The sequence below is a fragment of the Streptomyces sp. NPDC127038 genome, from assembly GCF_042725875.1.
GTDB lineage: Bacteria > Actinomycetota > Actinomycetes > Streptomycetales > Streptomycetaceae > Streptomyces.
In genome coordinates this window covers 60,585-80,909 of record NZ_JBHXDQ010000001.1, presented here as the reverse complement: position 1 = coordinate 80,909, position 20,325 = coordinate 60,585, and the positions used below count along the sequence as shown (strand labels likewise).

The 20,325-nt window shown below is 74.2% G+C and carries 18 protein-coding genes; 7 read left to right on the top strand and 11 right to left on the bottom strand.

Annotation, left to right across the window (positions count from 1 at the left end; all coding sequences use genetic code 11):
• Positions 1-57 precede the first annotated feature (57 nt).
• Together ACFWI4_RS00380 and ACFWI4_RS00375 are read right to left on the bottom strand one after the other, a co-directional pair.
• A complete protein-coding gene (locus ACFWI4_RS00380) occupies positions 58-753 on the bottom strand; it encodes an HAD family hydrolase (protein WP_387189324.1) in 696 nt (231 codons plus the stop codon).
• A gap of 82 nt (positions 754-835) precedes the next feature.
• Positions 836-1,312 carry an Lrp/AsnC family transcriptional regulator gene (locus tag ACFWI4_RS00375; RefSeq protein WP_387189323.1) on the bottom strand — a complete coding sequence of 159 codons (477 nt, stop codon included), beginning with the start codon at positions 1,310-1,312 and terminating at the stop codon, positions 836-838.
• Positions 1,313-1,552: 240 nt separating this feature from the next.
• Here ACFWI4_RS00375 and ACFWI4_RS00370 point away from each other — a divergent pair, with 240 nt between their 5' ends.
• Entirely contained in the window at positions 1,553-3,052 is a 1,500-nt protein-coding gene (locus ACFWI4_RS00370) for an FUSC family protein (protein WP_387189322.1), read from the top strand.
• Between the two features lie 299 nt (positions 3,053-3,351).
• Entirely contained in the window at positions 3,352-4,398 is a 1,047-nt protein-coding gene (locus ACFWI4_RS00365; protein ID WP_387189321.1) for a lactonase family protein, read from the top strand.
• A gap of 129 nt (positions 4,399-4,527) precedes the next feature.
• Here ACFWI4_RS00365 and ACFWI4_RS00360 read toward each other — a convergent pair whose 3' ends face one another.
• The 4 genes from ACFWI4_RS00360 to ACFWI4_RS00345 all read right to left on the bottom strand — a co-directional run bounded on the left by ACFWI4_RS00360 (position 4,528) and on the right by ACFWI4_RS00345 (position 8,624).
• Positions 4,528-5,448 (bottom strand): sirohydrochlorin chelatase, encoded by a 921-nt coding sequence (locus tag ACFWI4_RS00360; RefSeq protein ID WP_385395764.1) that lies wholly within the window; start codon positions 5,446-5,448, stop codon positions 4,528-4,530.
• Between the two features lie 145 nt (positions 5,449-5,593).
• The gene (locus ACFWI4_RS00355) at positions 5,594-6,676 is read right to left on the bottom strand and encodes an N-acetylglucosamine kinase (protein WP_387189320.1); all 1,083 of its coding nucleotides are present in this window, start codon (positions 6,674-6,676) and stop codon (positions 5,594-5,596) included.
• Positions 6,673-7,350 (bottom strand): uracil-DNA glycosylase, encoded by a 678-nt coding sequence (locus ACFWI4_RS00350; RefSeq protein WP_387189319.1) that lies wholly within the window; start codon positions 7,348-7,350, stop codon positions 6,673-6,675. The genes ACFWI4_RS00355 and ACFWI4_RS00350 overlap by 4 nt, the downstream gene beginning before the upstream one ends.
• A gap of 188 nt (positions 7,351-7,538) precedes the next feature.
• A complete protein-coding gene (locus tag ACFWI4_RS00345; RefSeq protein ID WP_387189318.1) occupies positions 7,539-8,624 on the bottom strand; it encodes a WD40/YVTN/BNR-like repeat-containing protein in 1,086 nt (361 codons plus the stop codon).
• A gap of 272 nt (positions 8,625-8,896) precedes the next feature.
• Here ACFWI4_RS00345 and ACFWI4_RS00340 point away from each other — a divergent pair, with 272 nt between their 5' ends.
• Positions 8,897-9,475: a hypothetical protein gene (locus ACFWI4_RS00340; protein ID WP_387189317.1), complete on the top strand. Its 579-nt coding sequence runs from the start codon at positions 8,897-8,899 to the stop codon at positions 9,473-9,475.
• Positions 9,476-9,894: 419 nt separating this feature from the next.
• Here the strand turns inward: ACFWI4_RS00340 and ACFWI4_RS00335 are convergent, their stop codons facing one another.
• From ACFWI4_RS00335 to ACFWI4_RS00325, 3 genes are all read right to left on the bottom strand, one after another.
• Positions 9,895-11,979: a HEAT repeat domain-containing protein gene (locus ACFWI4_RS00335; protein ID WP_387189588.1), complete on the bottom strand. Its 2,085-nt coding sequence runs from the start codon at positions 11,977-11,979 to the stop codon at positions 9,895-9,897.
• 294 nt (positions 11,980-12,273) lie between these two features.
• Positions 12,274-14,154 (bottom strand): phosphatidylglycerol lysyltransferase domain-containing protein, encoded by a 1,881-nt coding sequence (locus ACFWI4_RS00330; protein ID WP_387189316.1) that lies wholly within the window; start codon positions 14,152-14,154, stop codon positions 12,274-12,276.
• 213 nt (positions 14,155-14,367) lie between these two features.
• A complete protein-coding gene (locus ACFWI4_RS00325) occupies positions 14,368-14,718 on the bottom strand; it encodes a hypothetical protein (RefSeq protein ID WP_387189315.1) in 351 nt (116 codons plus the stop codon).
• Positions 14,719-14,922: 204 nt separating this feature from the next.
• On the opposite strand from ACFWI4_RS00325, the gene ACFWI4_RS00320 reads away from it, so the two are divergent.
• Positions 14,923-15,687, top strand: coding sequence for a hypothetical protein (locus ACFWI4_RS00320; RefSeq protein ID WP_387189314.1), 765 nt, complete (start codon positions 14,923-14,925; stop codon positions 15,685-15,687).
• 132 nt (positions 15,688-15,819) lie between these two features.
• Positions 15,820-16,473 (top strand): sigma-70 family RNA polymerase sigma factor, encoded by a 654-nt coding sequence (locus ACFWI4_RS00315; RefSeq protein WP_387189313.1) that lies wholly within the window; start codon positions 15,820-15,822, stop codon positions 16,471-16,473.
• Positions 16,474-16,569: 96 nt separating this feature from the next.
• Here the strand turns inward: ACFWI4_RS00315 and ACFWI4_RS00310 are convergent, their stop codons facing one another.
• Complete coding sequence (locus ACFWI4_RS00310; RefSeq protein ID WP_387189312.1) at positions 16,570-17,649, bottom strand: NADH:flavin oxidoreductase/NADH oxidase; 1,080 nt, start codon at positions 17,647-17,649, stop codon at positions 16,570-16,572.
• Between the two features lie 173 nt (positions 17,650-17,822).
• On the opposite strand from ACFWI4_RS00310, the gene ACFWI4_RS00305 reads away from it, so the two are divergent.
• Positions 17,823-18,179 (top strand): ArsR/SmtB family transcription factor, encoded by a 357-nt coding sequence (locus ACFWI4_RS00305; RefSeq protein ID WP_385395738.1) that lies wholly within the window; start codon positions 17,823-17,825, stop codon positions 18,177-18,179.
• A gap of 82 nt (positions 18,180-18,261) precedes the next feature.
• Here the strand turns inward: ACFWI4_RS00305 and ACFWI4_RS00300 are convergent, their stop codons facing one another.
• Positions 18,262-19,611, bottom strand: coding sequence for an FAD-dependent oxidoreductase (locus ACFWI4_RS00300; protein ID WP_387189311.1), 1,350 nt, complete (start codon positions 19,609-19,611; stop codon positions 18,262-18,264).
• A 213-nt stretch (positions 19,612-19,824) separates the two neighbouring features.
• Between ACFWI4_RS00300 and ACFWI4_RS00295 the strand changes: the two genes are divergently transcribed.
• Positions 19,825-20,295, top strand: coding sequence for a DUF6214 family protein (locus ACFWI4_RS00295; protein WP_387189585.1), 471 nt, complete (start codon positions 19,825-19,827; stop codon positions 20,293-20,295).
• Positions 20,296-20,325 lie beyond the last annotated feature (30 nt).

The window sequence follows — 20,325 nt, the reverse complement described above, 5'->3', positions numbered from 1 at the left end:
CGGCCCGCCGTCGTAGGGGTGCGGCGGGCGTCAGGGGTGCGGCGGGCGTCCGCCGCCTCAGGGACGCGCGGCCCCGCCCGCCAGCCAGTCGTAGGCCGCCCGCGCCGTGAACTCGTCCTGGCCGCCGCGTACCAGCAGCTCGGCCCGGGAGAAGGCGGGGTCGTCGGCCTGATCGGGCAGATAGGGGACGGCGAGGCAGCGCATCCCGGCCGCGTGCGCGGCGGCGGCGCCCGGCACGGCGTCCTCCAGGACCACGCAGTCGGCCGGGTCGGCGCCGAGCCTGCGGGCCGCCTCCAGGAACACGTCGGGGGAGGGTTTGCCGTGCGCCACCTCGTCGGCCGACACGACGGTCGTGAGCTGCGAGGCCAGGCCCGTCCCGGACAGGATCGCCTCGATGGCCTCGCGCGAGGAACCGGAGGCCACCGCCATCGGGACGCCCGCCGCGGCCAGCAGGTGCACGAACGCCCGCATCTCCGGGTACACCCGTGTGGAGGCGCGGGCCAGTTCCAGATAACTGCGGTTCGTCTCGGCGAGCAGGGCTTCGAGCGGGGCCGTCAGTCCGTAGCGCTCCTTCCAGAGCGCGACCGTCTCCTGGGTGCTGATGCCGACGTACGTCTCGTGGTCGGCCCAGGTGAAACCGTCGACGCCCTGCCCGGCGAGCGTCCGGCGCGCGGCCTCGAAGTAGTTCGGTTCGCTGTCCACGAGCGTTCCGTCGAGATCGAAGATGACCGAGGTGCCGTCGAGGGTGCTCATACGGCCAAGCATGCCCGGGAATGATCCACCCGCCGCGGGCCGCCCCGCGGCAGCCCCGGAAGCAATCCACCCGGGACGGGGCTCAGCGCCTCGCCGCCCGTCCGATCGACTCCACCAGCGGCAGCAGCCGGTGCGGGACGCGTTCGCGCAGTGCCACCTCGGTCCGCGTGCGGACCACGCCGGGCAGGCTGATCAGGGCCTGGATCACGTCCTCCAGATGCGCGTTGTCGCGCGCCGCGACCCGGGTGATGAGATCGCCGCCGCCGGTGATCGAGAACGCCTCGATGATCTCCGGTACGGCGGCGAGCGCGTCGCCCACGTCGTCCAGATGGCCCTGGGTGACCTCGATGTGCACGAAGGCGAGCACGGGATGGCCGAGGGCGGCGGGGGACAGGGACGGACCCGTCCCGGTGATCACCCCGTCCCGCTCAAGCCGGTCGAGCCGCGCCTGGAGCGTGCCGCGGGCGACACCGAGCACCCGGGCGTACTCGCGGACGCTGGTGCGCGGCTGCTCCAGCAGCAGCCGAAGGATGCGGGTGTCGAGCTCGTCCACGGGCATGGTCCGTTGGTCTCCTTGTGGCTGACGACGATCACCTCTGACTGTACCAATGGCTCAGTCGAAACCGGACGAGTTGAGCCACTTCAGAGCAGTCGCGTACCTTGTCCGTATCGATGGCGCTGCGCAGCGCCGGACGGCAAGGACGCCGTACCGGACCCGCGGCGCCTTTCGCATGTGCGCTGCGCATGCCGAATTCCGTGTTGAACGCGAAGTGGGGGCGGGCTGCCGACGGTGAAGAAGATGTTCATGGCGCCGGATCCGGGACTGTTCCGGCTGCGGGTCTCGCTCCGGGCCGTTCTCGGCATCGGCCTGGCGGTCACCGTGTGCCGGCTGGCCGGGCTCTCGCTCCCCGCCTCGATCGCCGGCGGGCTCGCCGCGCTCCTCGCGCTGTTCACGGTCGGCGACGCGACCGTGCGCGGCCAGGCCGGTACCACCGCGCTGCTGCCGGTGGTGGGTTTCCCGGTCCTCGCGGCGGCGACCTCCCTGCACGGGGCTCCCCTGCTTCGGGACGCGACCTGGCTCGCCGTCGTCTTCGCCGGGGTGTACGCCCGCCGCTACGGCCCGCGCGGGCACGCGCTCGGCATTTTCGCGTTCATGATGTTCTTCACGACCCAGTTCCTGCACGCCGTGCCGTCCCAGCTCCCACAGCTGTACGTGGCTCTCGCCCTGTCGCTCACGGCCTCCTCGGCCGTACGGTTCGGCGCCTGGTGCATCGAGCGGCGCAGCCCCCTGCCCGCGGCGCCGCTCCCGCTGGAGGGGCGCGGACTGGCACGCCCCGCCACCCGTCAGGCCTTCCAGGCGGCCGCGGCCTGCGCCTTCGCGCTCGCGGCGGGCCAGCTGATCTCGCACGACCGCTGGTACTGGGCCGTCGGCACCGCGTGGTGGATCTTCGTCAACACGGCCTCGCGCGGCGAGACGCTGGTCCGCGGCTTCCGCCGGGTGGTCGGGACGCTCGTCGGGATCGTCGCCGGGCTGCTGGTCGCCGTACCGCTGCACGGCGCACCGGCGCCGACCGCCGTCCTGGTCGCCGTCTCCGTCTTCGGGATCTTCTACACGGCCGCGCCCTCGTACAGCTGGATGATGTTCTTCGTCACCGTGATGGCGGGCCTGCTCTACGGGCTCCTCGGCGTCCTGCACCCGGGGCTGCTGGTGCTCCGGCTCGCCGAGACCGGCGTGGGCGCGCTCGGTGCCGCGCTCGCCGTCGCGCTCGTCCTGCCGATCACCACGCACACGGTCACCGACCGCTGGGTCGAGCGCGCCCTGCACGCCGTGCACGGCTGCACCTCGGCGGCGGCCCGGCGGCTCGCGGGCGACGTCCAGGCCGACCCCGCCCCGCTCGCGGGGGAGCTCGAAGCGCTTCTGGGGCGGGTACGGATGGCTCTCGCGCCCCTGGTGCACCCGCTCAACCCGATGCGGCAGCGCAAGGAGCGGGCCCGCGCGATCCTCGCGCTGCTGGACGACTGCGCCCGCGAGGTACGCGGTCTCGCCGCCGTCGCGGCCGACCCGGACGCCTCGCACGACGTGCGCCTCACGGCCGCCTGCCGACGGGTCGAGTCGGCGATGGAGTCCCTGGTCGGCGCCGTACCGGGCGGCGCTCCGGCGGCCCACCACGGCGTCCCCGGCCACCACCCCGGTGCCGAGCGGGCCCTGGCGCATCTGCACGGCCTGGAGCGGGCGCTCGTCGACATGGCGACACCGCTGCGCCGACCGGTGCGCGACCCGCGGCTCGTCGGCGTCTGACCCCCGACGCCTCACCGACACCCGGCCCCCTGGTGTGCTGTTCCGGCACGTCAGGGGGCCGTTCTCGTCCGCCGGGCCGCGGCTCCGTCCAGCAAGATCCAATACGGGGCCTGGGCGCCCGCTGGGAGGCCTCGGGGCCGCTCCGGCGGCCCCTGCCCCGGCGCGCGCCCGCGAGGCCCGTGACGGCCGCTGTGCGGGCCCCGAGAGCCGGCCCGAGAGCCGGCCACGCTTTGGTCTAGACCGCAGCCCCGTGACTGCTACCGTCGCCCCGACGGAGCGGGATCGAGAGGGGACGAAAAGTGGCGCAGGGCGACGGGCGGCGACAGCGGGCCTTCATCGGCTCGTTCACGGCGGCGGGAGGCCTCGGTGTGCTCACCGCGGCCGTGGACCCGGACAGCGGCGCACTGACCGTGCTGAGCACGGTCGACGACGTGCCCGACCCCTCGTATCTGGCCCTCGCGCCCGAGCACGACGTCCTCTACGCGGTCAGCGAGACCGACGAGGGCGCGGTGGCCGCCTACCGCGTCCACGGCGACAAGCCGGAACTGACCGGTCCGCCCACCCCGACCGGCGGCAGCGGCCCCACCCACCTCAGCGTCCTCGACGGACACGTCCTCACCGCCGACTACGGCTCGGGCAGCGTCAGCGCCGTCCCCGTCCGCCCCGGCGCGGGACTGGCACCCGCCGCCTCCAGCGTGCTGCGGCACACCGGCTCGGGGCCGGACGCGCAGCGCCAGCGGGGCCCGCACGCCCACCAGGTGCAGCCCGACCCCACCGGCCGCTGGGCCGTCAGCGTCGACCTCGGCACGGACTCGGTCCGGGTCTGCGCCCTCGACGGCGGAACCCTCACCCTGCACCGCGAGACCGCCCTGCGCCCCGGCTCCGGGCCGCGCCACCTCGCCTTCCATCCGCGGGGCGGGCAGGCCTACGTCCTCAACGAACTCGCCCCGACCGTCACCGTCTGCCGCTGGGACGCCGCTGACGGCTCGCTCCTGCCCGTCGGTGAGACGCCGGTCCTCTCCGGCGTCCCGGAAGGCGACGCGTACCCCTCCGGCATCGTCGTCTCGCCCGACGGCCGCTTCGTGTGGACCGCCGTCCGGGGCCGGGACACCGTCTCGGTGCTCGGCCTCGACGCGTCGGGCGAGGGGCTCACGCTCGTCGCCGAGGTGCCCTGCGGCGGCGTCTGGCCCCGTGCGCTGGCCCTCGACCCCTCGGGGCGCTTCCTGTACGTGGCCAACGAGCGCTCCGGCGACGTGACCTGGTTCGACGTAGATCCCGGCACCGGCGTCCCGCGCCGCGGCGGCTCGGTCGAGGCGCCCGCCGCGTCCTGCGTGGTCCTCGGCTGACCCGGCGGGCCCGGCGCGCCCCAAGGGCACGCGGGACGAGCCCGCGCCCATGAGAAAGGGCCCCTCCTGGTTCAGGAGCGGGCCCTTTCGGTGTGCGGGCGGTACGGGTGGTACGGGTGCGGCGGCCGACTAGAAGGCCGGCGCTCCCTGGGACTGCGGCGGGGCGATGCCCAGCGCCGACGTGTACTGGGAGAGCGCGAGCTTGCCGATCGCCGGGTACGGGCCGAGCGCCTCGGCCGCGCTGCAGCCGGCCTCCTTGGCAGCCGCGTCGAGCAGACCGGCGTCCAGCTCCGGACCGATCAGGTACGGGGCGAGCGCGAGCTGCTGCGAACCGGAGTCGCGGAGCTGCTCGGCGATGGCCGCGATGGAGCCCTCCTCGTCGAGAGCGGCCGCCATGACCGGCACGGCGAGACGCGCGGCGAGCAGCATGCCGGTGATGCCGGCCGCCTGCACCGCGTCCTCGCCGCCGACGGTGGCGAGGACGATGCCGTCCGCGGCGGTCGCCACGGTGAACAGCCGGGCACGGTCGGCGCGGGCCAGACCGGCCTCGGAGAGGCGCACGTGCAGCGCCTCGGCGAGCAGCGGGTGCGGACCGAGGACATCGGTCAGCTCGGCCGCGACACGGCTTTCCATGACCGCCTGGCGGATCCGGCGCAGCAGGGCGTTGTCCGGGCCGGCGAGCAGCGGGACGACGATGCCGACGGGACCGTCGGGCTCGGAGACGTCGGAACCGGCGGCGCGGGCCTGCTCGAAGCGGGCGGTGCGCTCCTCGGCGGCGTGGCTCAGCACGGACTGCAGCGTGGGGAACTCGTCGTCCCCGTCCAGGTAACCGATGCGGGCGTCGAGGCCGGGGAGCTCGGAGCGGGCGATGCTCACGACCTCTTCGGCGAGGCTGCGCGTGGCGGCGCTGGGGGTGCCCGGCACCGCGAGGACGAGCGCGGGCGCGCCCTCGGGAGCCGCCAGGGGTTCCGGACGGCGGTGCCGCCCGGCTTGGCGGGGTCGCGGCATTCGTACTGGCAGGCCGGACGCGGGCCCAGTGGGGGAGCTCATGGCGCCGCATGTTACTGGTTTCCCGGGTTCCCCTGTTCGGGGAGGGTGCAGGTGAGCGGTATCCGTCCGCTTTTGTCTGATGAGTTACGTACGGATCAGAAGTGATCAGTAACCGCCGACTTGTCGGCCCTGCGGCGGAATCGGGTCATAGGCCGCCCCGTACGGCTTTTTCGGTCACCACGGACAGCATCCGGCCGTCCGGGGGCAGCGTGAGCCGCCCGCCCGCCAGGTCGGCCGCGATCCGGAGGGCGCCGTCGAGCGGGTCGCCCGCGGCCGGAACCCGCCGGGCGTGCGGCAGCCGCCCGGCCAACTCCTCGTCCAGGGGCCCGAGGAGCGCGGCGCCGAGGTTGAACAGGCCGCCGGTGAGGGCGAGACGGGGTTCGCCGCCGGCCGGGCACACCGCGGCGGCCGACTCGGCCATCTGCCGGGCGGCGGACCGCAGGATGTCCCCGGCCACGGGATCGCTGCCGGCACGGTCGGCGACCTCGGGCGCGAAGGAGGCGAGTACCGCGGCCCGGTCGGTACGGGGGTACAGCAGGCCGGGGAGTTCCGGCATCGGCCCGAACACCTCCCGCGCGCGGGCCAGCAGCGCGGCCGAGCCGCCGGGACGGCCGTCGAACGCGCGCAGGGCCGCCTCCAGTCCCGCGCGGCCGATCCAGGCTCCGCCGCCGCAGTCCCCGAGGAGATGGCCCCATCCGTCGGCCCTGCGCCACGACGTCAGGTCGGTGCCGATCGCGATCATGCCGGTGCCCGCCGCGATCACCGCACCCGACCGCGCGCCCAGGGCGCCCGCGTACGCGGTCACCGCGTCGGCCGCCAGGGCGAGCCGCCGTACGCCCAGCTCACGCTCCAGCGCGGCCGGAAGTTCGTCCCGCAGTGCGTCGCCGAGCGTGGCCAGACCGGCCGCGCCGACGGCGACGGCCCCGAGCCGTTCGGCGCCGACCTCGGCCATCAACCGGCGTGCCATCGGCAGCAGTTGATCCAGCAGATGGCCGGCGGAGATCCCGCGCGTGCCGGTGCGGACCGGCTCCCGCGAGGTCAGCGGGGCACCGAGCGGGACCGGGGCGGCGGACGCCTGGGCCTCCTCGCGTACGGGACCGCCCGGAGCGTCCGGCCTCGGGTGCGCGGCGAGGGCCACGCGCAGCCCGGAGCCTCCGGAGTCCACGGCCAGCACCACGGTCGGGCTTCGCCCGTCCCGCGGCCCGCCGCCCACCCCGTCGGGCGTCACGGCAGGCGCCAGTCCACCGGCTCGGCTCCCTGCCTGGTCAGCAGGTCGTTGGCGCGGCTGAAGGGACGCGAGCCGAAGAAGCCGCCGTCCGCCGACCTGGGGGAGGGGTGCGCCGACTCGACCGCCGGAAGGCCGCCGAGCAGGGGGCGCAGATTGCGTGCGGGGCGGCCCCACAGGATGGACACCAGCGGGCGGCCGCGGGCGGCCAGCGCCCGTATCGCCTGCTCCGTGACCTCTTCCCAGCCCTTGCCCTGGTGCGCGCCCGACCTGCGGGGTGCCGTGGTCAGCGTCTTGTTGAGCAACAGCACGCCCTGTTTCGTCCAGGGGGTGAGGTCACCGCTGGACGGCCGGGGCGCTCCGAGGTCGGAGTTCAGCTCGCGGTAGATGTTGTCCAGGCTGGGCGGCAGCGGATTCACGTCCGGCGCCACCGAGAAGGAGAGGCCCACCGCGTGGCCCGGGGTCGGGTAGGGGTCCTGTCCGACGATGAGGACGCGGACCTCGTCGAAGGGCTGCTGGAAGGCCCGCAGGACGTTCGCCCCGCTCGGCAGGTAGGTGCGTCCCGCGGCGATCTCCGCGCGCAGGAAGTCACCCATCCGGGCGATCTGTCCGGCCACGGGTTCGAGGGCTTTCGCCCAGCCCGGTTCGACGATCTCATGCAACGGTCGTGGTGCCACGGGCGTCACCCTACTGCCGTGCACATGGCCGAGATCAAACTGGTGGCCGTCCCGCGACCGGGGATGACCGATTCGTCGCCGAATCGGACGGATACGGGCACAAGATGCCTGTCGGCGACGGCTGTTGAGGCCGCCGGGACCGAACACGGTGACCCGACCGGGGGCGGGGGTTGTCCGACCGGCCGTGCTCAGGCCAGCACCGCCGCCCGGACACACAGGACGTCCGGCAGGTGCGAGGCGAGCTGCCGCCAGCTGTCGCCGTCGTCCGCCGACGCGTACACCTCGCCGTTGCGGTTGCCGAAGTACACGCCCGCCGGGTCCGCGCCGTCCGTGCACAGCGCGTCGCGCAGCACCGTGCCGTAGTGGTCCTCGGAGGGCAGGCCCGCCGTCAGCGGTTCCCACGTCGTGCCCGCGTCCTCCGTGCGGAAGACCCGGCAGCGCCGGTCGGCCGGGACCCGGTCCGCGTCGGCGTTGATCGGGAAGACGTAGGCCGTGTCGCCGCGGTGCGGATGTGCCGCCACCGTGAATCCGAACGTGGACGGCAGGTCCGCGCCGATGTCGGTCCACCGCCCGGCCCCGTCGTCGCTGCGGTACACGCCCCAGTGGTTCTGGAGATAGAGCCGGTCCGGGTTGGCCGCGTCGCGCGCGACCTTGTGCACGCACTGGCCGAACTCCGGGTTCGGATCCGGCAGGAACACCGCGGAGACACCGGAGTTGGCGGGCTCCCAGCTCGCGCCGCCGTCGGCGGTGCGGAAGACCCCGGCCGTGGACACGGCGACCGTCACGGCCTCGGGGTCGCGCTCGTCGGTGAGGATGGTGTGCAGCCCCTCGCCTCCTCCTCCGGGCACCCACTTCGAGCGGGTGGGGTGTTCCCACAGAGGGCGGACGAGCTCGAAGGACTCGCCCCGGTCCTCCGAGCGGTACAGCGCGGCCGGCTCCGTCCCCGCGTACACCACGTCCGGTTCGGCGGCCGCGGGGTGCAACTGCCACACCCGCTCCAGCGAGGCCCCCGTCTCCTTGGGGAACTTGACCGCGGGCCGCGCGGGTTCGGTCCACGTGCGGCCCAGGTCGTCGGAGTGGAACACCGAAGGGCCCCAGTGCGCGCTGTCCCCGCCGGCCAGCAGCCGCGGCCGCTCGCCCCGGGAATCGATCGCGACCGAGTACACGGCCTGCGCGTTGAAGTACGGGCTCTCGTCGAACTCCCAGGCGCCGCCGTGCCGTCGCCCGATGAAGAGACCTTTGCGGGTGCCCACAGCGAGCAGTACCTCGGACATGACCGGCCACCTCCGCGACGTCGTTGTCTGCGCTATGGGCCAGTCTGCACCCCGGCACCGACAGTCACCCTCCGGCCGGGCGTCCGCGCAGGTCGGACGGGTCGTGTCGCCGGACCGGAGGTGTCCGCGGTGCCGCTCACGGGGACGTGTCCGCGGTCCCCGGCCGGCCGCGTCGGACGAGCCCGGCGGGGCGGGCGTGAGCATCGCGCGGTGCGCGCCCGTAAGGGAGGGGGACGTGACATGTCCGTGCGGTCGTGAGGAGGATGCCCTTGATGGCGGCGTTCCGTGGTCCGAAGGTCCGGCTGTGGCGGTGGCGGCGCAACCCGCTGCGACGGCGGAGTGACGTCCTGGAGGCCTGGATCATGCTCGCGGCCTGGGTGTTCACGGTGCTGGGCGGCGCGGTCTCGGGCCTGGTGACCGTCCGCGCCGTGGAGGACAGCCTCGCCCGGGAGCGCGCGGAGTCGCGTGCCGTGCCCGCCCAACTGGTCGAGGACGCGCCGGACGCGGGAGCCGGCGAGCCCGCCGGCCGCGTCGTGTGGACGGCGGTCCGCTGGACGGCGCCGGACGGCACTCCCCGCTCCGGCCAGGTCCGGGTCTCGGCGGGCACCTCGGCGGACACTCCGGTCCTGGTGTGGACGGACCCCGACGGCCGCCTCGTGACCCGGCCGCCCTCCCTCGCCGTGGCCCGGCTGCGTGCCTGTCTGATCGGGGTCTTCGCGGCCGGGGGTGTCGCGGCGGTGCCGTTCGCCGTCGGCCGCCACCTCCGGGACCGCCTGGAACGGCGGCGCGTGGACCGGTGGGACGAGGAGTGGGAGCGGATCGGCCCCCAGTGGGGCCGGATGACAAGCTGACCAGAGCCCCTCGACAGCCCCCGCCACCCAGCCCGGCCCGGGACCCGACTCCGCGCCACCCCGCCCGGTCCCGGATCCGACTCTGCGTCATCGCTCACGGCCCGGGATCCGGCTCCGTGTCATTCCGCCCGCCTCGGCCCCCGGCTCGCGCCACCCCGCCCGGCCTCGGACCCGACTCCGTGCCACCCCGCCCGGCCCGGGGATCAGGCTCCGTGGTCATCCCGCCCGGACCAGCTCCCCCGACTCGCGCCACCCCGCCCGCCCCGGACCCGACTCCGTGTCACTCCACCCGGCCCGCCCCCGCCCCCGCGCTACTCCTCCCGATCCCGGACCAGACCCCGCGCCACCCCCTCCCAGCCCGGTACCCGCGCCCCCCTCCCAGCCCGGTACCGGGGCCACTCCTCCCGGCCCCGGTACCGTCAATCCGTCTCCAGGGCCGTCCGGCAGGACCGGAGCAGTAGTTCGTCCTCGAGTACGTCGTGGCTGCCGTGGCCGCCGGAGCGGGCCCGGTGTCGTCTGGGCGAGGCCAGTTCCGCGCGGAGCAGGTCGTGGACGGGTGCGCCCGCGCCGCCCATCCGGACGAGGCAGGCGGTGACGGTGCCGCGCGTGTACACGTTCCGCCGCCAGGCCTCGCGGAACACCGGCAGGACGGGGTCCGGGTCCCCGGCGACGTCCCACAGGGCGCAAGCGGCGGTCGTGCGCTCCCACACCTCGGGAGAGCCCGCCAGGTGACGCAGCGCGGGGAGCGCGGGTGCGGCGGCGGCCCCGATGCGGCCCACGGCCTCGGCGGCCGCCCGCCGACGGCCCGCGTCCCGCTCCGGGGCCAGCGCCCCGAGCAGCACCGGGAGGACCGCCTCCACGTCGCCCTCCACGGCCCACAGCGCGTCGGCCGCCGCCACGGCGTTCTCGCCCGTCAGCAGCTCCCGCAGTGTCGGTACGGCCGCACGTGCCCCCGGCCCGAACGCGCCGAGCGTCCTGGCCAGCGCCTTCACCAGCGCGTCCCGCAGGCGCAGTTCGCGCGGTGCGCCGTGCAGCAGCCGGAGCACTTCCGGTACGGCGGCGGGGTACCGGAGCGTGCCGAGGGCGGACAGCAGGGGAGCCGCGTGGTGGTAGGTGTCCGGGGAGTCGAGCGGGACCTCGGCCAGCCGTCTCCGCAGCAGCGAAGCGAGCGGCGCCGCCGCGGGTCCCAGGTGTCCGACCACGTACCCGGTGTCGTTCGGCACGGCCGGACCCCGGAGTACCTCGGCGAGGGCCGGCACCGCCCGCGCGTCCCCGCACCTGGCCAGGGCCTTCAGGGGACGGTCCAGCGTCGCCGTACCGGGCCCACCGGACTCGGGGCCCGCCTCCACGAGAACGGCGAGCCGGTCGGCCGCCGGAGTCGCCAGGGTGAACAGGAACTCCAGCACCGACACCGCGGCGGAGCGCAACCGCTCCTCGTCCGAGCCGAGTTGCTCACCGATCAGCGCGACCGGCTCCTCGTACGCGCCCCGCCACTCACGGAACAGCCCCGCCGACATCCACACGGCGTTGCACCGGTCGGCCGTGTTCCGGCTGCTCAACTGGCCCTTCAGCAGGGCGATCCGGTCCTCGGTGCGGGCGCCGAGCGCCTGGTGGAGCGTCCGGAGCAGCCGCGCCCCCTCCTCGTCCGCGGGCCGCATCCCGCGCAGGCTGCCGATGAGGGTGTCGGAGGACGTCCGGACGGGTTCACCGGCCGGCCGGATCCGCTGTGACCTCGTGTGGAGCAGGCCGACGACCGTGGGCACGAGGTCGGCGGGAAGCCGGTCGGCGGCGCACGAGGCGAGCTGTCCGAGCGCCGCGAGCCGCAGTCCCGGATCGTGTTCCGGGCCGCACAGGGACACCAGACGCTCCACGGCGGGGGCCGCCGAGCCGCCGTACAGGCGCGCGAGGAGTCCGAGGCCCTCGACCAGCGCGAGCCGTACGCCGTCCTCCGGTTCGTCCCGGAGCCGGTCGCTCAGCAGGGCCAGGACACGCGGCGGTTCGCCGTGGAAGCGCACGAGTGCCGACGGCGCGGCGCGGCGCACCTCCGGGTCCGCGTCCGTGACGAGTTCCAGGAAGAGCCCGGCACCCGCGCGGACGGCCGCGCGCGCCATCGCGCGGTTGTCGTCCCCGAGGCCGTCCCTGTCCTCGTCGTCCTCGTCGCCCTCGTGGTTCTCGCCGTCCTCGCCGTCCGTGGTGTCGCCCGCGCCGTGCGCGAGGCCGTCGGCGTCCTCCGGTGCGCCGATGCTCGCGAGCAGTTCGACGATTCCGCCCCGGTCGGGGAGCCCGGGGTGTCCGGCGAGCGTGAACAGGAAGGGGATGGCCGCGAGGGTCGAGTCGTACACATCGCCCTGGTGGTGCACCGCTCCGTACATCCCGTCGAGCGCGGTCTCCCGCTCCTGGGGGAGTGGCGAGGCGAGCCCCCGCAGCAGCTCCGGCACGTCCGCGGCGCTTCCGTAGGCATGCTCCATCGAGGCCCAGTCGACCTCGTCGATCCCCCTGAACACGGTGTCCTCCCCCTGCGTACGGGCGTACGGCCATTGATCGTGAGTGTGCACCACGGCACTGACAGTGACGCCCGTGAACCGTCCCGTCGACGGCGTCGGTCCGGCCAACCCCCGGGCGAACGGCCGTTTTCCGACGGTCGGCCGGGCCGGGACCGCCGACGGGACGGCCCGGCCGGGGGAGTGGGAGGGGCACGGGGAGGGGGAACCGGGACGCGGGGGAAACGACGCAGCCGGGCACCCTGTGCGGGTGCCCGGCTGTGAGCCAGGAGGCGCGGTGGCCGCCGGCTTCGTGGATCAGCGGGACGCGGGCCGGTCGGCCGCCGCGGACGGCGCGGACGGTGCCGGACCGTCGGTCCGGGCCGGGGGCTCCGCCGCGGTCCGGGTGTCCGACTGCGCCGGGCGCCGGGAGGCGAACCGGGGCAGGGCCGGCGGGGCGAGGAAGCCCTCCGCGCGGGCCGCCGCGATACCGATCCGGGGAAGGTCGGCGCTCTTCTCGAAGAGGAGGTAGCGAGGCTCCCAGACCGGCCGGTACTTGGCGTTGGCCCGGTACAGGGATTCGAGCTGCCACCAGCGCGAGAGGAACGTCAGCACCGAACACCACAGCCGCAGCACGGGCCCCGCGCCCAGCCGGGTGCCGCGCTCGAAGACGGACCGGAACATCGCGAAGTTCAGGGAGACCCGCTCGACGCCGAACTCCTCGGCGTTCAGCAGCAGCTCGATCACCATGAACTCCATGAGCCCGTTGTCGGAGTTCCGGTCGCGGCGCATCAGGTCGAGCGAGAGCCCCCGCTCACCCCACGGCACGAAGCTCAGGACGGCCCGGGGTTCCCCTTCGCTGTCATGGCACTCCAGCATCACGCAGCGACCGTCGGCGGGGTCCCCCAGCCGGCCGAGCGCCATGGAGAAGCCGCGCTCGGTCTCACCGTCGCGCCACTGGTCCGCCTTGTCGGTCAGGGCGGCCATCTCGGGCTCGGGGATGTCCTCGTGGCGCCGTACCCGGACCGTGTAACCGGCGCGCCGGACGCGCTTGTGGGCCTGCCGGACGCCCCGCATGGCGCGTCCCTCCAGGGTGAAGTCGGACCGGTCCACTATGGCTTCGTCACCGAGCTCCAGGGCGTCCAGACCGTGCCGGGCGTAGACGGTCCCGGCCTCCTCGCTCGCGCCCATCACCGCGGGCGTCCACGCGTGCCGCCTGGCCTCCCGCAGCCACGCCTCGATCGCGCCGGGCCAGGCCTCCGGGTCGCCGATGGGGTCGCCGGAGGCGAGGGTCACGCCGCCGCGCACACCGTAGGCGATCGCCGCCTTGCCGCTCGGGGACCAGATGACCGACTTGTCGCGACGCAGGGCGAAGTAGCCGAGCGAGTCGCGTTCCCCGTGCCGGGCCAGCAGCGCACGCAGCCGGGTCTCGTCCTCCTCGCCGAGGAGTTCGAGACCGCGCGGCGAGCGGAAGCAGGCGTAGAGCACCAGCAGGAAGGTGGCGGCCATCAGGATGTTGACGAGGATGTCGACCCAGCGGGGCGCGACGACGGTGTCGAACCGGTCGGCGAGCGGGCCGACACTGATTCCGCGCAGCAGGGTGTACGCGATCCGGTCACCGAGCGGTGTTCCGGACACCCGGTTGGTGGCGCTGACCAGCAGGGTGCCGAGGGTGGCGCTGACCAGCAGGCCGCCAGCTCCGACGGCCAGCGCGAGCCGGGGATTCGAGCGGTCGCCGACGGCGTGGAACTCCTTGCGTCCCAGGAGCAGGGCGACGACGAAGAGGGCCGTGAGCAGGGCCGAGACCCAGTTGAAGACGTGCCGCTGGTAGCGGTCCTGGGTCAGCGCGACCCCGTAGAGCGCGAGGAGCGGTCCGGCGAGCAGCAGGTTGAAGATCCAGGCGGCTCGTTTGCGCCGCCGCATCACGAGCGCGAGGAACAGCGCCAGGGCCGCCGAGACCAGTCCGGCGGTGGCCAGGTACGGGGTGAAGAACTCACCCCCGTTGTGCTCGTGCACCTCCTCGCGGAACGGCAGCGAGATCACCGCGACGATGTTGATGAGGGCGAGCAGCCGCAGATACCAGACCGTGAACGCGGCGGCTCGCGGCCGGATCCCGTCGCCCGCTCCTCCGGACCGGGCCCCGCGGCGCGAGCTCGCGTTCCGCTGTTCCGGGATGAGCGCTGACTGTTGTACGGACACCGTGGAGCATCACCTTGAGGAGAGGCCGGCAAAACCGGTGGGGACAGAGGCCGGAACACTACATCTTGTAAGGAAGAGTGCGGTTATGGCCAGACAGGGGTGGCGTGAAGAGGTAAGGAGGTGTTGAGAATACGGACCGTGGGGCCGGAGCACACCTGTCCCGCGTGGCCGGAGCGCACCCGTCCCGTGGGTGCGGTCTCCGTCCCGGATGTCTCAGCGGCGGGGTGAAGTCCCCCGGTCGCGGGCGGGGTTGCCGAAATGTCCGCCGGGGCACGATTTTCCGCCGTCGCCGAGTGCGCGGTCGCGGGTGGTCGCCCACCACAGGAGGTCGCCGAGCGCCGCGCCCGCCAGGACCAGGGCCGTGATCACGCCGGCCATGGTGAGCCCGTCCCCGAGGTGCGGGCGCCCGTGCAGGGCGTGCAGGTCGAACCCGCACAGGTGGTACACGCCGAGCGCGGCGATCCCGAGGCTCGGCACGAGCAGTGCCAGCACGGACGCCGGTCCGCGCGCCGCGCGTTCGGCGGCACGTTCCTTCACGGGATCCCCCTGATGTACGACGCTCACCGCCGGGACCCTACAGCACGTAGGGTCGCCCTGTCCTGGTCGTCCCTCCATCGTGTTCCGGCGGCTACCCCGGTTCGCCCGCGCCACGCGGGGCCCGGGCGAGCGGCCGCGTGATCCGGATCACGGGTGCGTCACCCGTTGGGCGCCCGCCCGTTTTCGTACCTCACCACGACGTCCGGACCCCGGATGCGAGGATGAGGGCCGATGACTGCCGGGTGGTGCACGCGCACGCTGCGGGCCGCGATGTTCGCGGCCGTCTGCGTGGTGCTCGCCGCCCTGGGGCACGTGATGATGTCCGGCTCTCCGGTGGCCTGGTGGGCGCTGGCGGGCGCGGGTGCGGTCACGGCCGGGGCCGGCTGGAGTCTCGCCGGCCGTGAACGCGGGCTGCCGTTCGTCGTCTCCGTCGTGGTGCTCGCCCAGGGTGCGCTCCACACCGTCTTCTCGGCCGCACAGTCCCTGACGGCCGTCGGTCCGGGCCGCCCGGGCAGGGACGACTTCGACGGCATGGTGATGGACGCCATGGGGTCGACGAATATGGCCTCCATGGCAGGAATGGCCCCGGGCTCCATGGGCTCAGCATCCATGGACTCCGGTTCCATGGACTCCGGTTCCATGGACTCCGGTTCCATGGGCATGGGGTCCATGGATTCCGCGACCATGGCACATCTGTTCCCCGGGGGAGCCGGGGCGGGCTCGCTCGCCGCGCTCGGCATGCTCGCCGCCCATCTGCTCGCGGCACTGATCTGCGGCCTCTGGCTCGCGCACGGCGAGCGCGCCGTCTTCCGGCTCCTGCGGGCGGTCGCCACCTGGCTGGCCGCGCCGCTGCGGCTGCTGCTCGCCCTTCCGGTTCCGCCGTACCGGGCTGCCCCGCGGGTGCGCCGACGTTCCTCGGACCGTGCCCCGCGCCTTCTCCTCCTCGTTCACGCGATCACTTCCCGGGGTCCGCCCGTGGGGACCGCTGTCGCCTGAGACAGCCGGTTCCCCGAAGGGCCTCCCGCGCGCTTCGGGCATCGGCCGTACCTCCCGTACGGCCGCACCCCCACCACCGGACCCATGGCCTCGCGCCGGTCCGGATCACGGATGACCCGAGAAGGACACCTGGTGATCACTCCTGCCCTGTCCGCCCCTTCCCTGCCCTGTCATGAGCACGGGGAGTCGCGCGAAGACGGCCGGGCGGTGTCGGCCGACGAGTCGGCGACCGCCTGGGCGCTGGCCGCGCGCGCCGGTGACCCGGCCGCCGTCGAACGCTTCGTCCGCGCGCTGCACCGCGATGTCGTGCGCTACGTCGCCCATCTGTCCGCCGATCCGCAGGCCGCCGAAGACCTCGCCCAGGACACGTTCCTGCGCGCGCTGGGCAGTCTGCACCGGTTCGAGGGGCGCTCCTCGGCGCGCACCTGGCTGCTGTCCATCGCCCGCCGTGCGGTGATCGACAGCCTGCGGTACGCCGCCGTCCGGCCCCGTTCCGCGGGCGCAGCCGACTGGCGGACGGCGGTGGAACGCGCCCAGCCCCTCGGTCTGCCCGGCTTCGACGACGGTGTCGCCCTGCGCGAGCTCCTGGACGTGCTCCCCGCCGAACGGCGCGAGGCGTTCGTCCTGACCCAGCTGATGGGCCTGCCGTACGCGGATGCCGCCCAGGTCAGCGGCTGCCCGGTCGGAACGGTCCGCTCCCGTGTGGCGCGCGCCCGCGCGACCCTGCTCGTCCTGCTCGCCGAAGCGGAGACCGGGGGCAGGAGCGCCACGCCGAGCGCGGCCTGACCGTACGGGTGGGGGCCCGGTGGCGGGGCGGTCGGAGGCGAGACGCGCCGACCGCCCGCTGCCGGGCCCCGCTTCACCGCCGTCGCGGTCCGGTGTCTACACCGACCGGTGGTACTGCCGGGGTACGTGGACCTCGGCGCCGAGTTCGCGTGCCGCGAGCCGGGCGAAGGACGGGTTGCGCAGCAACTCCCGTCCCAGCAGCACCGCGTCGGCCTCCCCGTTGGCCACGATCTTCTCCGCCTGCTCCGGGTCGGTGATCAGACCGACCGCGGCTACGGCCATCGGGGTCTCCTTCTTCACCCGTGCGGCGAAGGGGACTTGATAGCCGGGCCCGACGGGGATGCGGACGCCGGGAGCGTTCCCGCCGGTGGAGACGTCGAGCAGGTCCACACCGTGCTCGTACAGGTCCGCGGCGAAGCGGACGGTGTCGTCCGCGCTCCAGCCCGCGTCCTCCAGCCAGTCGGTGGCCGAGATGCGGAAGAACAGCGGCTTCTCCCGCGGCCAGATCTCCCGTACGGCGTCGACGACTTCGAGGGCGAAGCGGGTGCGGTTCTCGTACGAGCCGCCGTACGCGTCGGTGCGGTGGTTGGAGTGGGGCGACAGGAACTCGTTGACGAGGTAGCCGTGGGCGCCGTGGATCTCGACGATCTCGAAGCCGGCGTCCAGGGCGCGGCGGGCCGCGTCCGCGAACCGGCCCACGATCTCCTGGATCCCCTCGACCGTCAGCTCGTCGGGAACCGGGTGGTTCACGTCGAACGCGAGCGCGCTCGGAGCCAGCGCCCGCCAGCCGTGGGCGTCGGGTCCGACGGGGGCGCCGCCGGTCCAGGGGCGGTCGGTCGAGGCCTTGCGCCCGGCGTGGCCGAGCTGCACGGCCGGCACCGTGCCCTGCGCCGAGAGGAAGCGCGTGATGCGGCGGAAGGCCTCGACCTGAGTGTCGTTCCAGATGCCCAGGTCGTACGGCGAGATCCGGCCCTCGGGCGAGACGGCGGTCGCCTCCACGATCACCAGCCCCGTCCCTCCGGTGGCGCGGGCCGCGTAGTGGGCGAAGTGCCAGTCGTTCGGGGCGCCCACCGCGGGGCCGTCGGGTGCGGCCGAGTACTGGCACATCGGGGGCATCCACACCCGGTTGGGGATGGTGACTTCGCGCAGGACGCAGGGCTCGAAGAGAGCGCTCACGGCCGACTCCATTCGTCGCGGGACCGGGGTACGTCTCGTACGATAAACCTCGTAGTACGGCGAGTGTCAAACTACGACGTCTCTCGTACAATGACGGGGTCGTGTGAAGCCGCCGGACGCCGTCGAGAGGGACGGGACGAGGTTCGAGGTCCCCGGATGAGAGTGGAGCCGCCGTGACGACCGCCGCCACCGCCGCCAGTGGCCGTGATCTGCCGCATCCCGCGCGTGAGGAGATCCGGCTGGAGTCGGTGCTGCACGCGCTGTCCGACCCCATGCGGCTGCGGATCGTCCGCGAACTCGCCGCCGAGGGCCGTGAACTCTCCTGCTCGGACTTCGTGCTGCCGGTCACCAAGTCGACATCGACCCACCATTTCCGGGTGCTCCGCGAGAGCGGGGTCGTCCGTCAGGTCTACCGGGGCACGGCGAAGCTGAACGGCCTGCGCGCGGACGACCTCGACGACCTGTTCCCCGGGCTCCTCGGCCGCGTACTGGAGGCCGCCGCCCGCCAGGCCGACCGCCTGACACCCTGACGATCGGCGCCGCCCGCCGCTCAAGCCCATGTCTTCCAGGGCCACCAGGGTCGACCGCGTCGCCGTCAGGGCCTCCCCCTCGTCAGGCCCCGGCCGACCGTGCCGCCTCCCAGAGCGCGGTCCAGTCGGGCAACTTGACCACCTCGCGGCCCAGTTCCGCCCCCAGTTGTGCCTCGGCCCGTTCGATCGCCAGCCAGCCGGCCCATTCCACCGGCCGGATCCCCTCGGCCCGCAGCGCCGCGAGCGGATCTTCGAGGGCCCCTCGCCGTACGAGGGCGGGGGCGTCCTCCAGCAGGGAGGCCACCGTCTCCTTCGCGCACGGACGGTTGGTCCCGATGACCCCGGTCGGACCCCGCTTGATCCAGCCCGCGACGTACTCGCCCGGCGAGACCACCCCGTCCCGCAGGACGCGTCCGGCCCGCTGCGGCACCGTGCCGTGGACGGGGTCGAAGGGCAGCCCGTCCAGCCGGACCCCGCGATACCCCACCGAACGCAGCACCAACTGGGCCTCGATCTCCTCGAACCGGCCGGTCCCCCTCACCCCGCCCGACCCGTCCGGCGCCGTCCGCTCGAACCGCACCGCGCCCACCCGGCCGCCGTCGGCGAGGAGTTCGACGGGCCGCAGGAAGAAGCGCGGGCGGATGAGACGCGGCCGGCCCGCCGGCGAGGCCGACGCCCAGCCCCTCAGGACCTCCACGTTGCGCCGCTGGGCGGCGGGCAGCCCCGACGGGTCGAGGTAGGCGGGATCCAGCGCCAGCTCCGCCTCGTCCACCTCGATGCCGGCCTCCGGCAGGACGCCCAGCTCGCGCAGTTCCTTCGTGGTGAAGCGGGCCTGGGACGGTCCGCGCCGCCCGACCATGCTGATCGTCGTGATCTCGCTGGCGGCCAGCGCGCCGAGCGCCGCCTGCGGCATGTCGGTGGGGCTCAGCTCGGGCCCGCTGCGGGCGAGGATCCGGGTGACGTCGACGGCGACGTTCCCGGCACCGATGACGACGGCCGAGCGCACCCCGGACAGGAACGCGCCGGCCGCGGAGTCCGGATGCGCGCTGTACCAGGACACGAACTCCGTCGCCGGCCGGCTGCCGGGCAGATCCTCGCCGGGTATGCCGAGACGGCGGTCGGCGGCCGCGCCGACGCAGTACACGACCGCGTGGTACATCTCCCGGAGCCGCTGCACGGGCACTCCGCCGGGCCCCACCTCGACACCGCCGAGGAAGCGGACGCGCTCGTCCTCCAGGACGGTCCGCAGATTGTTCTGGAGCGACTTGATCTTCTCGTGGTCGGGCGCGACGCCGTAGCGCACCAGGCCGAACGGGCAGGGCAGCCGGTCCAGGACGTCGACCCGGACGTCGGGAGGCCCGCTCCGCCGGACCAGGCCCTGTGCGCTGTAGACCCCGCTGGGCCCCGAACCGACGACGGCGACACGCAGCACCGCGGAACTCCTCACCCGAGGGATCAGGAAGATCGCTGACAGGACATCGCTGGTCCTTTCAGCATCGCACCACGGGTGCTCGGCCGACAGGGTGCGGTGCGACCCGGTCGCGCGCGTGTCCGTTCGTATGGAATGTGATGATGCGGTTACGTTCCGTATGTGCTGGACGCATCGTTTCTCAATCTGTCCGACCGCTGCCGCACGGACGGCGAGGTGTCCGTGCGGCCCGCCTGGGAGATGCGGGAGTCCGGGGCGGGTGTCACGTCCTGGTTCGACGTCCGGCTGAGCTTCACGGACGGTGCCCGGGTCGACCTGCTCGCGGTGCTGTCGGACACGGCCCTGTCGATCGAGGACGTACGGGCCGAGCCGCCGCTCTCGCTGGACGACCTCGCGGTGGTCGCCGAGTGGATCGAGGAACCGCTGTCCGAGGTGTGCGGGAACCGTCTTGGCGCCGGCGGCGGGACGGGGCGGGACGGTCCGGCGCGGCGCGCCCGTCCCGCCTGGCCGCGCGGCGCCGAGGGCCGGCTGCTGGCGGCGCAGGAGTACCGGGCGGCGCAGCAGGAAGGGGTGGACCCCGTGCTCGCCGTCATGGACGCCACCGGCCACAGCCGCCGCGAAGCCCTGAGGTTGATCGCCGGGGCGCGCGACGCGGGGCTCCTGGCGCCGCGCCACATCCGCCGCTGACGGGGTCCGGGCGGGTGCCCAGAGCCCCTG

Coding starts and splice junctions, on each gene's coding strand:
- ACFWI4_RS00380 (WP_387189324.1), bottom strand. CDS start 753: ATGAGCACCCTCGACGGCACCTCGGTCATCTTCGATCTCGACGGAACG.
- ACFWI4_RS00375 (WP_387189323.1), bottom strand. CDS start 1,312: ATGCCCGTGGACGAGCTCGACACCCGCATCCTTCGGCTGCTGCTGGAG.
- ACFWI4_RS00370 (WP_387189322.1), top strand. CDS start 1,553: ATGTTCATGGCGCCGGATCCGGGACTGTTCCGGCTGCGGGTCTCGCTC.
- ACFWI4_RS00360 (WP_385395764.1), bottom strand. CDS start 5,448: ATGAGCTCCCCCACTGGGCCCGCGTCCGGCCTGCCAGTACGAATGCCG.
- ACFWI4_RS00345 (WP_387189318.1), bottom strand. CDS start 8,624: ATGTCCGAGGTACTGCTCGCTGTGGGCACCCGCAAAGGTCTCTTCATC.
- ACFWI4_RS00340 (WP_387189317.1), top strand. CDS start 8,897: ATGGCGGCGTTCCGTGGTCCGAAGGTCCGGCTGTGGCGGTGGCGGCGC.
- ACFWI4_RS00320 (WP_387189314.1), top strand. CDS start 14,923: ATGACTGCCGGGTGGTGCACGCGCACGCTGCGGGCCGCGATGTTCGCG.